This window comes from Janthinobacterium sp. FW305-128 (assembly GCF_020858135.1).
Classification (GTDB): domain Bacteria; phylum Pseudomonadota; class Gammaproteobacteria; order Burkholderiales; family Burkholderiaceae_D; genus Janthinobacterium.
The window spans coordinates 310,118-324,060 of the sequence record NZ_JACYMK010000003.1; the positions used below are offsets into that span (position 1 = coordinate 310,118).

Sequence of the window (13,943 nt, forward strand, 5' to 3'; positions counted from 1 at the left end):
AGTCATCTTGAAACCACACCACGGAGAGATACCCATGTTCAAAAAAATACTGCTGGCCATCGCCACCTTGATCGCGACGATGGGCTTTGCCTTTGCCCAGGTCGATGTCAACAAGGCGGACCAGGCGGCACTCGACAGCGTCAAGGGCATCGGCCCCGTCACGTCGAAAGCCATCATCGACGAGCGTGCCAAGGGCGGCGCCTTCAAGGATTGGGCCGATTTTGAAAGCCGCGTGAAGGGCATCGGTCCGAAAAGTTCCGTGAAGTTGTCGGAAGCGGGCTTGCAAGTGAATGGCCAGGCCAAGTCCGGCGCGCCGGCGGCACCCGCTCCGGCGGCGAAAGCTGCCCCGGTAAAAAAGGAAGCTGCTGTGAAGGAAGTTGCAGCGAAAGAAGCCGCACCGAAGCCAGCTGCTGCGACCGACACCGCTGCGGCGCCAGCCAAGACAGCCGCTGAAGCGAAAAAAGAAGCTGCTGCCGCGAAGAAAGAAGCCAAGGCTGCCGCCGCTGCCGCCAAGAAAGAAGCTGCCGCCGCGCCTGCCGCTGCAGCGGCCGATGCCGCTCCCGTGAAAACGGCTGCCGAAGCGAAGAAGGAAGCTGCCGCTGCCAAGAAAGAAGCGAAGGCTGCTGCCGCTGCCGCGAAGAAAGAAGCGAAACTGGCTGCCGCCGAGGCGAAGAAAGCGGAAGCCGAGAAAAAATAAGCGTTTTGTCGTAAAGCGTGTTGCGTGGTGGTGCCGCGCAGCACGAGAAGAAAACCCCGCGTGGTACCGGCCGCGCGGGGTTTTTTTTTTATACACCTACAGCTGCGATTCGATCGGCAGCCAGCGCATCACGGACACCAGCAGGCGGCGCCAGAAGCCGGACTCCGGATCGTGCGTCCACACTTTGGCGGGCTGCTCGGTGGCGTCGGACCAGCGCAGGGCGCCGTTGTCGAGGAACAATCGATAGCTGGTGTCGCTCGCCGTCGAATGCAGGAACAGCGCGCGCATGTCGGCCGCCAGCGCGGCATCGTCGAACAGCACGCCCATTTCCGTATTCAGCTGGGCCGAGCGGGGATCGAGGTTGAAGGAACCGACGAAGCCCCGCTGGCCGTCGACCACCACGGCCTTGGTATGCAGGCTGGCGCGGCTCGACCCCATCAGACTGATGCGCTTGCGGTGCTGGGTCTTCAATTCAAACAGGGCGACGCCGCCATCGAGCAGCGCCTGGCGGTAGCGCGCATAGCCCGCATGCACGAGGGCCACATCGGTGGCGGCCAGCGAGTTGGTCAGCACCTGGACCTGGACGCCGGCCGCCACCTTGTCGGCCAGCATCGTGCTCAACGCCGCGCCGGGCACGAAGTAGGGCGAGGTCAGCAGCGCTTCCTCGCGCGCGTCCGTCAGCAGCGGCAGCAGGCTGTGCATGAGCCAGTGCTCGCTGCGCTGCAAACTGGCCACGGGCGCGGCTTTTTCCGGCGGGTCCGACAGCACCTGCACTTGCCCGCTCCAGTGCAGGCGCAGCCGGCCATCGAGGTGGGCCTGCAGCTGGCCCGCATCGGTCAGCTGCTGGAGGTAGGGGGAAGCGCCCACTTCGCCCGTGAGCGTATCGAGGCGCGCACGCACAGCCTGCAGTTCCGGCGCGCCCGCGTCCTTGCCGGCGTGCAAGGCGCGTATGGGGAGGACGGCGCGGCTGTTCCAGAAGCGGTCGAAGATGTCGCTCGTCTGCTGCACGGCGGGTCCCACCAGCAGCAAGTCGGCATCCTGGAAATTGACTTGCTCGGCGGCATCAAAATATTCATCGCCGATATTGCGCCCGCCGACGAGGGCCACCCTGCCGTCGACGATCCAGGCCTTGTTGTGCATGCGCCGGTTCAGGCTGACGGCGCGCAAGGCCATTTCCACGGCGCGCCACCAGATGCCGTCGCGGTTGCGGCTTGGATTGAAGATGCGCACGTCGATCAGCGGATGGCTGTCGAGCGCGAGGATGGCGGCGTCCTGGCCCCGTGCGTTGATATCGTCGAGCAGCACGCGCACGCGTACGCCGCGGTCAGCCGCGCGCAGCAGTTCGCGCACCAGCAGGCGTCCCGTGACGTCGTTATGCCAGATGTAGTATTGCAGGTCGATGCTGCGGCCCGCTTCGCGCGCGCTCAGGGCGCGCAGGGCAAACGCTTCCAGGTTGTCGTCGATCAGGGCCGTGCCGCTGTGGCCCGGCCGTTGCGCCAGCTGGGGCGCCAGTACGCGGTCGAGCAGGGTGGCATCCGTCGCCACGGGCAAGGCCGTTCCCGGCGCGCCCAGCGAGCGTTCGGCGAAGCGCCCGTAGCTGTACAGGGCAGCGATGCTGAGCACGGCAAACAAGGTGGCCAGCAGCAGCAATTTGACGAGCATGCGGCGCACCGTCAGCGGACCGCGCGCATGCTGCGGCGTGCGGGATGGAGGGCGGTCTGGCGCATGCGTGCCTTTCGTGAACGGGGGAGTGGCCGATTGTAGCAGTTTCTACAATGCACGATTTTCGACCTGGAACATCCTTGCCTGCCGTCAAAAATGCGAGAATGGTCAGCTCAATCAATCATCGGGAGACGGCGGCATGGCAGGGATTGTGACGGCAATGACGGCAATGACGGCAGCCATGCTGTCGGCGAGTGTGGCGGCGGCGCCGGGCGCCGACCCGGCGCAGCAGCAGATACGGCAGGTGGTGGCCGACATCTCGCCGCAGCGCATCGAGGCGCATGTGCGCAAGCTGGTCAGTTTCGGGACGCGCCACACCATGTCCGATACCGTGTCCGACACGCGCGGCATCGGCGCGGCCCGGCGCTGGATCAAGGCCGAGCTGGAGCGCTGCGGCGCGCAGGCGGGCGGACGACTGCAGGTGGCGTTCGACAGCCATGTGGCGCCCGTGTCGAAACGCATTGCGCGGCCGACGGAAATCGTCAACGTGGTGGCGACCTTGCCGGGCAGCCAGCCGCAGTCGGCCGGGCGCATCTATGTCGTCAGCGGCCATTATGACTCGCGCGCCACCGACGTGATGGATGCGCAGGGCGACGCGCCCGGCGCCAACGATGACGCCTCGGGCACGGCGGCCGTCATTGAAATGGCTTGCGCGATGGCGCGCCACCAGTTCGACGCCACGCTCGTCTTCATGGCCGTGGCGGCCGAGGAACAGGGTTTGTTGGGTTCCGGCCATTGGGCGCAGCAGGCAAAGTTGAATAAACTCAACATCGCCGGCATGCTCAATAACGACATCATCGGCAGTTCGCGCGCGGAAGACGGCACCGTCGATGGCGGCCAGGTGCGGCTGTTTGCCGAGGGTATCCCGGCCGTCAAGGAGATGAGCGACGGCGTGCGCGCCCTGGTGGCGACGGGCGGCGAAAACGATTCGCTCTCGCGCCAGCTGGCGCGCCATGTAAAACAGGTGGGCGAGCGCTACGTTCCCGGTTTCAAGGTCAACGTCATCCAGCGCGCCGACCGTTACCTGCGCGGCGGCGACCATATGCCGTTTCTGGCACAAGGCTACGCGGCGCTGCGTTTCACGGAACCGCACGAGGATTTTGCTCACCAGCACCAGGATGTGCGCGTGGAAAATGGCCTGCAGTATGGCGACCTGCCGCAATTCGTCGACTATGACTACGTGGCGAAAGTGGCGCGCGTGAATGCGGCGGCGCTCGCTTCGCTGGCCCTGGCGCCGGCCGCGCCCGCCGGCGTGCAGGTGCGCACGGCCCAGCTGGAAAACGCCACCACGCTGTTGTGGCAGCCGAACACGGAGCCGGACCTGGCCGGCTACCGCATCGTCTGGCGCGCCACGACGGCCGACCAGTGGCAGGGCGCGCAGGATGTGGGCAATGTCACCGAGGCCAAGGTCAAGCTATCGAAAGACAGCTATTTCTTTGGCGTCCAGGCCATCGACCGCGACGGCAATGTCAGCGTGGCCACGTATCCCATGCCCTTGCGCTAGGCGCTGTTGACAGGCAAGCGGGCAAGGAAACCGTGAATCTGGGAAACGACGGCCGCGCCTTCGCCCACGGCGGCAGCGACGCGCTTGGTGGAACCGGCGCGCACGTCGCCGATGGCGAACACGCCCGGCACGCTCGTTTCCAGCGCGGCCCGTTCCGGCAAGTCCGGAGGCGGGTAGGCTAAATGCGCGGCATGGCCGTGGGCGCGGCATTCGGCGCGCGTGACGTCGAAGCCCGTGCGGATAAAACCCTGCTCGTCGACGGCCACGGCGCAGTCGTGCAGCCAGTCCGTGTTCGGATCGGCGCCGACAAACAGGAATACGCGGCGCACGGCGCAATCGCACTCCTTGCCCGTCTGGTTGTTGCGCCAGCGCACCTCCGTCAAGCCGTCGTCGTCGCCTTCGAGGGCGATGATTTCCGTGTGCGTGTGCAAGGTGATATTGGGCGTGGCGGCGATGCGCTCGATCAAATAGCTCGACATGCTGGCCGCCAGTCCCTCGCCGCGGATCACCATGTGGACCTTTGCGGCGTGGCTTGAGAGAAACACGGCGGCCTGGCCGGCCGAGTTGCCGCCGCCGACTAAAATGATCTCTTCCTGCCGGCACAGCTTGGCTTCGATGGGCGAGGCCCAGTAATACACGCCCCGTCCCTCATACGTTTTCAGGTTGGCCAGCGAGGGACGGCGGTAGCGCGCGCCGCACGACAGCACCACCGTGCGGGCGCGCACCTGCGTGCCGTCGCACAGCTTGACGCGCAGGGGCCAGCTGTCGCACAGCAAGTTGGCGGCGCTGGCCGGGGTGGCGATCTCGACGCCGAACTTTTGCGCCTGCACGTAGGCGCGTCCTGCCAGTGCGCGGCCGGAAATGCCGGTAGGAAAGCCCAAATAATTTTCGATGCGTGCGCTGGCACCCGCCTGGCCGCCGTACGCGCGCTGCTCGAGCGCCAGCACCGATAGCCCTTCCGAGGCCGCATACACGGCCGTGGCCAGGCCGGCGGGACCGGCGCCCACCACCAGCACGTCGAAGAGTTTGTCGCCGGACAAATCGGGCAGCATGCCCAGGCAGCGTCCCAGTTCCGCATTGCCGGGATTCTTCATGATCTTGCCGTCCGGACAGACCACCAGCGGCCATTCCTGCGGCGTGGGCTGGTAGCGCTGGGCCAGCGTGGCGGCGGCCGCATCGGTGGCCGGATCGAGCACCGTGTGCGGATGGCCATTGCTCGATAAAAAGCTTTGCAGATGGAACAGATTACCGTTGCCGCGCGGGCCCACCAGCACGGGCCCGCCCGAATTCGATTCGATCAGCGCCACGCGGCGCAGGATCAGGGCGCGCACGATGCGTTCACCCATCTCCGCCTCGGCCACGATCAGCGCGCGCAAGGATTCCGAACTGATGTCGAGCAATTCCACCTCGCCCACGGCGCTGCCATTGACGAGGGTAGGGCGGCCGGACAATTGCGCCACCTCGGCAATGAAGTGGCCGACGCCCACTTCGCGCAGCACGGACGCCTGCCCCAGCACTTCGTGGCGCGTGATGCTGACCCGCCCGGACAGTATCACCAGCATGCCGAAGCTGCTGCTGCCCGCTTCGAACAGCGTTTCGCCGTCGGCAAAGCGCCGCCGCGTGCCGTAGCGCTGCAAGCGCTGCAGTTCGAGCGCATTGAAAACGGGCGAGATCTGGTGGCTGCGGCCCTGCAAGTCGAGCGTGGCGAACTGGACGGGATCGTCCTGCGTCGTTTCTGGAATGAATTCGGGTGTGCTGCTGGCCATGGCGGGTCCGTTCGGAGGCTGAATAAGCAAATAACAAAAATAACTAACAGTGGCGAGTCTAGCGCATGCGGCGCGCGCCTGCCGCAATACCCCTTGCGCACGCCCGGAAATGGCGGGGCGGCAGGCGCCATGCGGCCAATGGCGGCGCAGCGGCGCGCGCGCGCGGGCCCGAATGCCGCCGCCGATCAGCGATACGCCGTCCAGCATCTCATATTAGAATGGGTCTTTGTTGAATCTACTCAAACAGACACGATGGCTTACAAGACACTTGAAGATACGATAGGCAATACCCCGCTGGTGCAACTGACGCGCTTGCCGGGTGCCGATGCGCTCGCGCGCAACAACGTCATCCTGGGCAAGCTGGAAGGCAACAATCCGGCCGGCTCCGTGAAGGACCGCGCGGCCATGTCCATGCTCAAGCGCGCTGAAGAGCGCGGCGTCATCAAGCCCGGCGATACCCTGATCGAGGCGACCAGCGGCAATACGGGCATCGCGCTGGCCATGGCCGCTGCCTTGCGCGGTTACAAGATGCTGTTGCTGATGCCCGACAATCTGAGCGTGGAGCGCCGCCAGAGCATGGCCGCCTACGGCGCCGACATTTTATTGACGCCGAAGACGGGCGGCATGGAGTATGCGCGCGACCTGGCCGAGCAGATGCAGAAGGATGGCCGCGGCGTCATCCTCGACCAGTTTGCCAACGAAGACAATTCGCGCGCCCACTATGAAAGCACGGGGCCGGAAATCTGGCGCGATACCAATGGCCAGGTCACGCATTTCGTCAGCGCCATGGGTACGACGGGCACCATCATGGGCGTGTCGCGCTATTTGAAGGAGCAAAATCCCGCCATCCAGATCATCGGCGCCCAGCCCGAGGAAGGCTCGCAGATTCCCGGCATCCGCAAGTGGCCGGAAGCGTACTTGCCGAAAATTTACGACAAATCGCGCGTCGACCAGGTGGAATACGTGAGCCAGGGCGTGGCCGAGCGCATGGCGCGCAGCCTGGCGGCGGAAGAGGGCTTGTTCTGCGGCATCTCGGCAGCCGGCGCGTGCGAAATCGCGCTGCGCATCTCGCAAACGGTGGAAAACGCGACCATCGTGTTCGTCGTCTGCGACCGTGGCGACAGATATCTGTCCACAGGTGTTTTCCCTGCGTAACGGGGAAGGATGTGAAGTGAGGTCGGCCAGAACGGCCTGAGAACTGCTGGAAATACCCCCTCCCCATGGCGGGGAGGGAAAACCTGCGAACTGGCAGGATCAGCCTTGTGGCGTTTCGCCTTCTTTTGGCTTGAATTGCTTGTCGCTGATGCGGAATTTGTTACGACGGTCACCCATCAGGTAACGCAGGTCGCGGATGCTCAGGTCGCTGACTTCGTGCATGCGGATCAACAGCGATGCGCCGACCGGCAGGCGGTGGTGGCGAATTTTACTGATGACCGGTGGCGCCACTTCCAGCGCGCGGGACAGGGCTGCGTCGTTTTTCAGGCGCAGGTTTTCGATCAGGGTATCGAGCAGTCTGTTTGGGTTGTACTGAAGCAGATCGTCGGAGTCCGAATCGCTGTTCATATCAATGCCGACTTGGTTTGTCATGATGTTATTGTTCCTTCTGTAGTTGCACTGCAAAGTAAAAAACACTCGGAGCTCGCTCTTGCTGCGTTCATGTTCATTCTTTACTAAAAGGAACGAATTCACACACGGTACGATCCGGGATACAGTTTTTCATGATATATACACAATTGTACAACAGGATTCAATTTCAGGCGGGAAAGCCCGCTAATCTTGCTTTGTACAGAACCGGTGTTGTCTAGCTGCAACACCTATTTATTCTTTATTATGCTCTATGATAGAGCAAAAATTGTACTTTGACAAAAGTTAAGTATAAAACCACTACTGCATCCCGTGCCGCACAAAGGCTGGCGAGCGAGGCTGGCACATGTTATCGGCCCCACCATAGACCTGTTTGCCGGTCGCTTCAACATCGCTTACGCTTTCTTACAAGTAATATTATAACTTTACACTGACTTTCGGTTAGCGTGCGCGCACTTGACTGATGGCCTTGCCCAGGTCAATCACTGACATGGCATAAAAATAACTTCTGTTGTACTGAGTTATAGCAAAGAAGTTATTGGTTGCCAAGTGATACTCAGTTGCTTCTGAACCATTTTGTAAATCGATCAAGCCAAACAACATGTTCTGGGGCGTGGCCACGACGGTACTCACGCCGGCTTCCTGCAATTCTCCCAGCCGGTATTTGGCTTGCAAGCCCTGGCCGACGAACTTTTCCCACGTGCGGCTGGCCGACACGGTGACGGGATACGTGCTGATGGCCGGGTCGTCGCGCCGCCAGCCATGTTCGACGAGGAAATGCGCGACGCTGCCGATGGCGTCGGCCGTGGAATTACGCAGGTCGATATGGCCATCGCCATCGAAGTCCACCGCATATTTCATGATGCTGCTGGGCATGAATTGAGGCAGGCCGATGGCACCCGCATACGAGCCGAGCAGGGTCAAGGGATCGATGCCATCCTTGCGCGCGTACAACAGCGCGTTTTCCAGTTCTCCCTTGAAAAATTCCATGCGCGCGGCGCGGGTCGGACTGTCCGGATAGGAAAACGCCAGGGTCGTCAGCGCGTCGAGCACGCGGAAACGGCCCGTATTGCGTCCGTACACGGTTTCCACGCCGATGATGCCGACGATGATCTCGGCCGGCACGCCATATTCGCGCTCGGCGCGCGCCAGCGCTTCCGCATTCTCTTCCCAGAATCTCACGCCCGCATTGATGCGCACCGGCTCGATGAAGCGGGCGCTGTACGCTTGCCAGTTCTTCGGCTTGCCGGGCGGCGCCGGCTTCATCAGCTGCACGGTCGATTCGACATAGCGCACCTTGCCGATCAGGGTATCGAGCCCGGCGCGGTCAAAGCCATGCTTGGCGGACATGTCGTCGAGGAAGGCGCGTACTTCTTTCCAGTTGGCATAGTCGACAAACTCGCCTTCGAAGTCGAATTTTGCCGGTGCTTTCTTGGCTGTCGCCTTGGCAGGCGGGGCCTTGGCCGCGCGCACGGCGCGGGCGCGGTCGGCAGCGGAAATATGGCTGTTTTCCCCAGCGTGCGCGGTCGTCAGGCACAGGGGAAGGGAGAGGAGCAGGGACAGGGCGGAGGTTTTGATCGGTAACAAGGAGCGTCTCATCGGCATTGGGTTAACAGGCGGCGCAAGCTGCGCCGCGCGCGGAGTTGTTCGTCTGGGTGGGCATTACCATACTTCATCGCGGCATAGATTGCCAGAAACTGTGCGATGGCGGCGTGCGCCTCTTGTGTGGCCTTGCCTGCGGCCAACCGTGCAGCATAACCGTGCGGACCTTCATGCGGCGCACGGCTGTAGCCGCGCCGCGCCTGCTGGCGGCAAAACTGCGCGTACAGGAGGTCGAGCGGATCGCCTTGCCGCGCCTGCCGCCACCAGACCAGTCCACCGGCCACGGCGGACAGCACGGCCAGCACGGCGCAAGCGACTGCCAGCTGCTTCGCTGGCAAGTTTTTCAAGTGATCGAGCATGGCGCGCTGGCGCTGCGGCGTGGTGTCGAGCACCCAGCTGCTCCAGGCGTGCTCGGCCTGCTGCCATTGCTGGCGCCATGCGGCAAGCGCTCCTTGCGCGCCGCCGTCGAGGCCGGCCAGGGCGCGCCACGCCGTCAGCGGCGACGGGGGCGGCGGCAGGGCGGCGTCGAGGTTGCGCTCCGTGCGCAGGGGCGCGACGGCGCCCGTGGGATCGATGCGCACCCAGCCCCGGCCCGCCAGCCACACTTCGCTCCAGGCATGGGCGTCGGACTGGCGCACCGTCAGGCTGGCGCCGTCACTGTTGCGTGCGCCGCCCTGGTAACCGGTGACGACGCGGGCGGGAATGCCCATGGCGCGCATCAGCACGACGAAGCTGCCCGCGTAATGTTCGCAGAAGCCCGACTGCGTGCGAAACAGGAAGTCGTCGACGCCATGCTTGCCCAGCAGCGGCGGCTGCAGGGTGTAGCGGAAGGGCGCGCGGCGGAAGTGCTCGAGCACGGCGGCGACGGCGTCGGCGGGCGCCAGCGCATGCGCGCTATGGCCGCGCAGGGCGCGGGCCCAGGCCACGCTGCGCGGATTGCTGCCAGCGGGCAAGGCCAGCCATGGCTGTTGCTGCGCGGCCGACAAGCCGGCCTGCAGCCGGTAGCGCGCTTGGGAACTGGCGCGGTAACGCACGGTCGAAGTAATGGGCTGTATGGTCAGCACTTCCAGCGCCGACGACACGACATACGGGTTGCCGGGCAAGCGTTCGATGCTGCGCGGCACGTCAAGCGCGAAGATGCGCCGCTGGCCGCTCGCCTGCAAGGTGACTTCGTATTGGCTGGGCTGGCCTTGCAGCGCGATGTCGATGCGGCTGTCGCTGGCAGGCGCGCGCCCCTTTGCGCCCCTGCGCGTCCAGGTGGCGCCATCGAAGTCGCCCAGCACCACGCCGCGCCAATACAGCTGGTCTTGCGGCGGGAGCGGCGTGCTGAAACGGGCCGTAAAGACAGGGTCGCTTGACAGGACCAGCGAGGCGATGGCGCCCGGCTGCATGCTGTCGGACAAGCCCGTGCGTGCCTGCGCGTCTTCTGGTGCGGCGCCCCACAGGGGGCCGTCGACGCGCGGCACGGCAAGAAACATGACGGCCGACAGGGGGACGGCAAGTGCCAGCATGCGTCCCAGCAAATTTAACCGTTGCGCCAGGCGGGGCTGCACGGCGCCGTACTGGGCCGACAGCAGGGCGGCCAGCAGGACGATGACGGTGGCCAGCATCCAGGCAGCGCTGAGGATGCCTTGCGTATGGAAAAAGTTCGCCAGCAGAAGGAAAAAACTGAGGAAGACGAAGACGAAGATGTCGCGCCGGCCATGCATTTCCAGCGACTTCAAGGCCAGCAGCAGGGCCAGCATGGCCACGCCGGGATCGCGTCCCAGCACGGTGCCATAGCTGGCGTAGACGCCGGCGATGCCGAACAGGGCCAGCGGCGCAAGCAGGGTTAGCTGCGGCTGGCGCCTGCCCCGCACGGTAATGACGGCGCGCCACAGCAGCAGGGCGGCGCTTGCCATCGACAGCCATGGGGGCAGGTGCAGCGCGTGCGGCGCCAGCACCATGGCGGCCGCCAGCAACAGCAGCACAATGTCGGCTTTCTCGCGCGGCAAGCTGTTGAACCAGCGGATCATGTTGACTCCTTGCTGGGAGGTGAGTCGTGCAGGGCCAGTGCGCGCAAACAGGCGTCGCGCTGGCTGGCGCCCAGGGCCGGCGCCAAGGTCAGCGCGCCCAGGCGCAAGCCATATGACAAGCCCGTGCGTTCCGCCTGCAGCACCCAGGCGGCCAGGCGCGACAGGCGCGCTTCCGGCGCCAGCGCGTGCAGCGAGGCGTGCTCGAACACGATGCTGCCATGGGATGCGCCTGCCGGCGCGCCGGCGGCAGGCTGGAATTGCTTGCTGAATACGTGCTCGCCGTCGTGGCGGGCGATCTGGCGCCAGGCCAGGCGGTGCAAAGGGTCGCCGGGCCGGTAGGCGCGCACGCCGGCCAGTTCCAGGGTGCCATCGGGCGGGTCTGGCTGCCATGCCTGCTTTGCCGGCCGCACCGTGAAGGCAGGCAAGGGCAGCGGCGGCGCGCCCTGTTCTGGCTGCGGATACACGAGCACGCGCGCGTCGGGCTGCCAGTGGCACCATGCCACAAACAGGCCCAGCGGAAAACTGCCGGACAGGCGCACGGAGGGTGCATCGAGCCATCCGCGTTGCCGCGCCGCCACGACGATGCTGACGGCTGTTTCCCCGTGGGCGGCGATGTCGGCCAGGCTGGGCGCTGCCTCTACACCGCTGATGGCAAGGTGGATCGCATGGCGCGGGCGCGCGCTGCGGTTGATCAGGTGCAAGGTGAACAAGGCGTGGCTGCCCGCGAACACGGGGCTGCCCGGCGTGGCGGCCAGCGCCAGGCCCGCCAGGTTGCGGCTGGCAAACAGCATGTCGGCGATGGCGCAGGCGGCGGCGAAATACGTGAGCGCATAACCGAGGCCCAGGCGGTAATTGACGGCGGCGATCCACAGCGCCAGCAGCAGCGCGGCAAACGCCAGGCCCGCGCGCGAAGGGCGGATGTGCACGCGCTGCGCGCCCAGCCAGGGACGCGCCGGCAGCCAAGAGATATTGCGCCAGCGCATGCCGCTCAGACGGGAATGCTCAACAGCATGTGCTGCAGCAGCGCGCGGCTATCCAGCGAGCCTTGCGCCGCATGCAGGCGGTGGGCGCAGACGGGCAGCAGCACGGCTTGCACATCGTCGGGCGTGACGTGGTCGCGTCCGGCCAGCGCGGCCCAGGCGCGCGCCGCCTGCAGCAGTGCCAATGCGGCGCGTGGGCTCAGGCCATCGGCAAACACGCCCGGCGCGCGCGTGGCATGCACGAGGGCCAGCACGTAGTCGACGACGGCGGCCGAGGCGTGGATGGCGCGCAGGCCCGCTTGCGCCTGCAGCAATTCTTCCGCGTTCATGACGGCAGGCAAGGTGTGCAGCATGGCGCGGCGGTCGGCGCCCAGCAGCAGCGCCCGTTCGGCGGCCGCATCGGGGTAGCCCAGGGTGACGCACATGAGAAAACGGTCGAGCTGCGATTCGGGCAGGGGGAAGGTGCCCAGCTGGTGCGCGCAGTTCTGTGTGGCGATGACGAAAAACGGCTGCGGCAGCGCATGCGTGACGCCATCGAGCGTCACTTGCCGCTCTTCCATCGCTTCGAGCAGGCCCGATTGCGTCTTCGGCGTGGCGCGGTTGATCTCGTCGGCCAGCAGCACTTGTGTGAACAGGGGGCCGGGATGAAAGAGGAAGCTGCCGCTGCCCCGGTCATACACGCTCATGCCGGCCACATCGGCGGGCAGCAGGTCGCTGGTGAATTGCTGGCGCTTCCATTGCAGGCCCAGCGAGATGGCCAGCGCGTGGGCCAGGGTTGTCTTGCCCACGCCGGGCACGTCTTCGATCAGCAGGTGGCCGCCGGCCAGCACGCAGGCGAGGGCCTGGCGGATCTGCAAGTGTTTGCCGACGAGAACTTCGCCGATCTGCTGTGCGGCCTGGTGTATTTTCGAAAACATGCTATTTCTATCACAGTAAGTCGGATTATTTAATTTACAATCGCTTTGGACAGGTCAAGTCGTGCCGCCCGCCCGTTGCGCGCACGTGGTAGATTAGAGAGGCAGCAAGGACGGCAAGGGCGGCACAGACCAGCCAGTGATTTTATGCGAGAACGCGCAGGGCGAACAGGAATGCCATGCAGTGTTCCCGGAGAATGGACAGAGACAGAGGTAACCAGTACAGCGCATGAGCACAGCCATTTATACCCATCCCGATTGCCAGCGCCATGAAATGGGCGACTGGCACCCAGAATCACCGGCCCGCTTGCAGGCCATCAACGATCAATTGATCCTCGCGCACATCAGCGACCTGGTCGAGCACCGTGACGGCGTGCGCGCGCAATTGTCCGATATCGAGCGCAACCACAGCGCCACGGCCATCGGCCTGGTGCGCGACAATGTGCCGCAGGAGGGCGACTACTATCCGCTCGACGGCGACACCCTGCTCAATGCGCACAGCTATGAGGCGGCACTGGCTGCGGCCGGCTCGGCCGTGGCAGCCACGGATGCCGTCATCGATGGCGAGATCAGCAACGCCTTCTGCGCGATCCGCCCGCCCGGCCACCATGCGCGGCCCAGCGAACCGATGGGTTTCTGCCTGTTCAATAATGTCGCCATCGCCGCCAAGCATGCGCTCGACGTGCGTGGCCTCGAGCGCGTTGCCATCGTCGACTTCGACGTGCACCATGGCAATGGCACGGCCGAGTCCGTGGCGCACGACCCGCGCATCCTGATGGTGAGTTTTTTCCAGCACCCGTTCTATCCGTACAGCGATGTCGAATCCTACACCGACACGCGCGTCAACGTGCCCGTGCCGGCCCGCTCGAAGGGCGATGCCGTGCGCCAGCTGGTGCTCGACCACTGGCTGCCGGCGCTGCACCGGCAACAGCCGCAGATGATTTTCATTTCCGCCGGTTTCGATGCCCACCGCGAAGACGACGTGGGCGGCATGGGCCTGGTGGAGGCCGACTACACATGGATGACGCAGCAGATGATGGCCGTGGCCCATCAGTATGGCAAGGGCCGCATCGTCAGCTGTCTCGAAGGGGGCTACAACCTGTCGTCCCTGGGCCGCAGCGTGGCGGCGCACGTGAAGGCGCTGGCGGAACTGTAACGG

Annotated in this window: 11 protein-coding genes; 4 read left to right on the forward strand and 7 right to left on the reverse strand. The window is 64.9% G+C overall.

The window, feature by feature from the left end:
* Positions 1–34: 34 nt before the first annotated feature.
* Positions 35–697 carry a helix-hairpin-helix domain-containing protein gene (locus tag IGS60_RS09055; protein ID WP_070313774.1) on the forward strand — a complete coding sequence of 221 codons (663 nt, stop codon included), beginning with the start codon at positions 35–37 and terminating at the stop codon, positions 695–697.
* A 96-nt stretch (positions 698–793) separates the two neighbouring features.
* Here the strand turns inward: IGS60_RS09055 and IGS60_RS09060 are convergent, their stop codons facing one another.
* Positions 794–2,359: a phospholipase D family protein gene (locus IGS60_RS09060; RefSeq protein ID WP_121668732.1), complete on the reverse strand. Its 1,566-nt coding sequence runs from the start codon at positions 2,357–2,359 to the stop codon at positions 794–796.
* A 199-nt stretch (positions 2,360–2,558) separates the two neighbouring features.
* Here IGS60_RS09060 and IGS60_RS09065 point away from each other — a divergent pair, with 199 nt between their 5' ends.
* On the forward strand, positions 2,559–3,923 hold the full coding sequence (locus IGS60_RS09065) for a M20/M25/M40 family metallo-hydrolase (protein ID WP_230503869.1): 1,365 nt from the start codon (positions 2,559–2,561) through the stop codon (positions 3,921–3,923).
* On the opposite strand, the gene IGS60_RS09070 is transcribed toward IGS60_RS09065, so the two are convergent.
* Positions 3,920–5,689 carry an FAD-dependent oxidoreductase gene (locus tag IGS60_RS09070; RefSeq protein ID WP_230503871.1) on the reverse strand — a complete coding sequence of 590 codons (1,770 nt, stop codon included), beginning with the start codon at positions 5,687–5,689 and terminating at the stop codon, positions 3,920–3,922. The two genes, IGS60_RS09065 and IGS60_RS09070, sit on opposite strands and share 4 nt — an antisense overlap.
* A 252-nt stretch (positions 5,690–5,941) precedes the next feature.
* On the opposite strand from IGS60_RS09070, the gene cysM reads away from it, so the two are divergent.
* Positions 5,942–6,844 (forward strand): cysteine synthase CysM, encoded by a 903-nt coding sequence (gene cysM, locus IGS60_RS09075; protein ID WP_035825682.1) that lies wholly within the window; start codon positions 5,942–5,944, stop codon positions 6,842–6,844.
* A gap of 99 nt (positions 6,845–6,943) precedes the next feature.
* On the opposite strand, the gene IGS60_RS09080 is transcribed toward cysM, so the two are convergent.
* From IGS60_RS09080 to IGS60_RS09100, 5 genes are all read right to left on the reverse strand, one after another.
* On the reverse strand, positions 6,944–7,276 hold the full coding sequence (locus IGS60_RS09080; RefSeq protein WP_034751784.1) for a hypothetical protein: 333 nt from the start codon (positions 7,274–7,276) through the stop codon (positions 6,944–6,946).
* Between the two features lie 438 nt (positions 7,277–7,714).
* Positions 7,715–8,860 carry a lytic murein transglycosylase B gene (gene mltB, locus IGS60_RS09085; RefSeq protein ID WP_230503873.1) on the reverse strand — a complete coding sequence of 382 codons (1,146 nt, stop codon included), beginning with the start codon at positions 8,858–8,860 and terminating at the stop codon, positions 7,715–7,717.
* Between the two features lie 8 nt (positions 8,861–8,868).
* A complete protein-coding gene (locus tag IGS60_RS09090; RefSeq protein WP_230503875.1) occupies positions 8,869–10,890 on the reverse strand; it encodes a DUF3488 and transglutaminase-like domain-containing protein in 2,022 nt (673 codons plus the stop codon).
* Positions 10,887–11,873: a DUF58 domain-containing protein gene (locus tag IGS60_RS09095; protein ID WP_230503877.1), complete on the reverse strand. Its 987-nt coding sequence runs from the start codon at positions 11,871–11,873 to the stop codon at positions 10,887–10,889. The genes IGS60_RS09090 and IGS60_RS09095 overlap by 4 nt, the downstream gene beginning before the upstream one ends.
* 5 nt (positions 11,874–11,878) lie before the next feature.
* Complete coding sequence (locus IGS60_RS09100) at positions 11,879–12,787, reverse strand: MoxR family ATPase (protein ID WP_070219410.1); 909 nt, start codon at positions 12,785–12,787, stop codon at positions 11,879–11,881.
* Between the two features lie 226 nt (positions 12,788–13,013).
* Between IGS60_RS09100 and IGS60_RS09105 the strand changes: the two genes are divergently transcribed.
* The gene (locus IGS60_RS09105) at positions 13,014–13,940 is read left to right on the forward strand and encodes a histone deacetylase family protein (RefSeq protein WP_070219411.1); all 927 of its coding nucleotides are present in this window, start codon (positions 13,014–13,016) and stop codon (positions 13,938–13,940) included.
* Positions 13,941–13,943: the final 3 nt, after the last annotated feature.

Excerpts from the sequence above, each read along its gene's own strand:
- IGS60_RS09055 (WP_070313774.1), top strand. The coding sequence starts at position 35 with ATGTTCAAAAAAATACTGCTGGCCATCGCCACCTTGATCGCGACGATG.
- IGS60_RS09105 (WP_070219411.1), top strand. The coding sequence starts at position 13,014 with ATGAGCACAGCCATTTATACCCATCCCGATTGCCAGCGCCATGAAATG.
- IGS60_RS09100 (WP_070219410.1), bottom strand. The coding sequence starts at position 12,787 with ATGTTTTCGAAAATACACCAGGCCGCACAGCAGATCGGCGAAGTTCTC.
- IGS60_RS09060 (WP_121668732.1), bottom strand. The coding sequence starts at position 2,359 with ATGCTCGTCAAATTGCTGCTGCTGGCCACCTTGTTTGCCGTGCTCAGC.
- IGS60_RS09090 (WP_230503875.1), bottom strand. The coding sequence starts at position 10,890 with ATGATCCGCTGGTTCAACAGCTTGCCGCGCGAGAAAGCCGACATTGTG.
- IGS60_RS09095 (WP_230503877.1), bottom strand. The coding sequence starts at position 11,873 with ATGCGCTGGCGCAATATCTCTTGGCTGCCGGCGCGTCCCTGGCTGGGC.
- IGS60_RS09070 (WP_230503871.1), bottom strand. The coding sequence starts at position 5,689 with ATGGCCAGCAGCACACCCGAATTCATTCCAGAAACGACGCAGGACGAT.
- IGS60_RS09065 (WP_230503869.1), top strand. The coding sequence starts at position 2,559 with ATGGCAGGGATTGTGACGGCAATGACGGCAATGACGGCAGCCATGCTG.
- cysM (WP_035825682.1), top strand. The coding sequence starts at position 5,942 with ATGGCTTACAAGACACTTGAAGATACGATAGGCAATACCCCGCTGGTG.
- IGS60_RS09080 (WP_034751784.1), bottom strand. The coding sequence starts at position 7,276 with ATGACAAACCAAGTCGGCATTGATATGAACAGCGATTCGGACTCCGAC.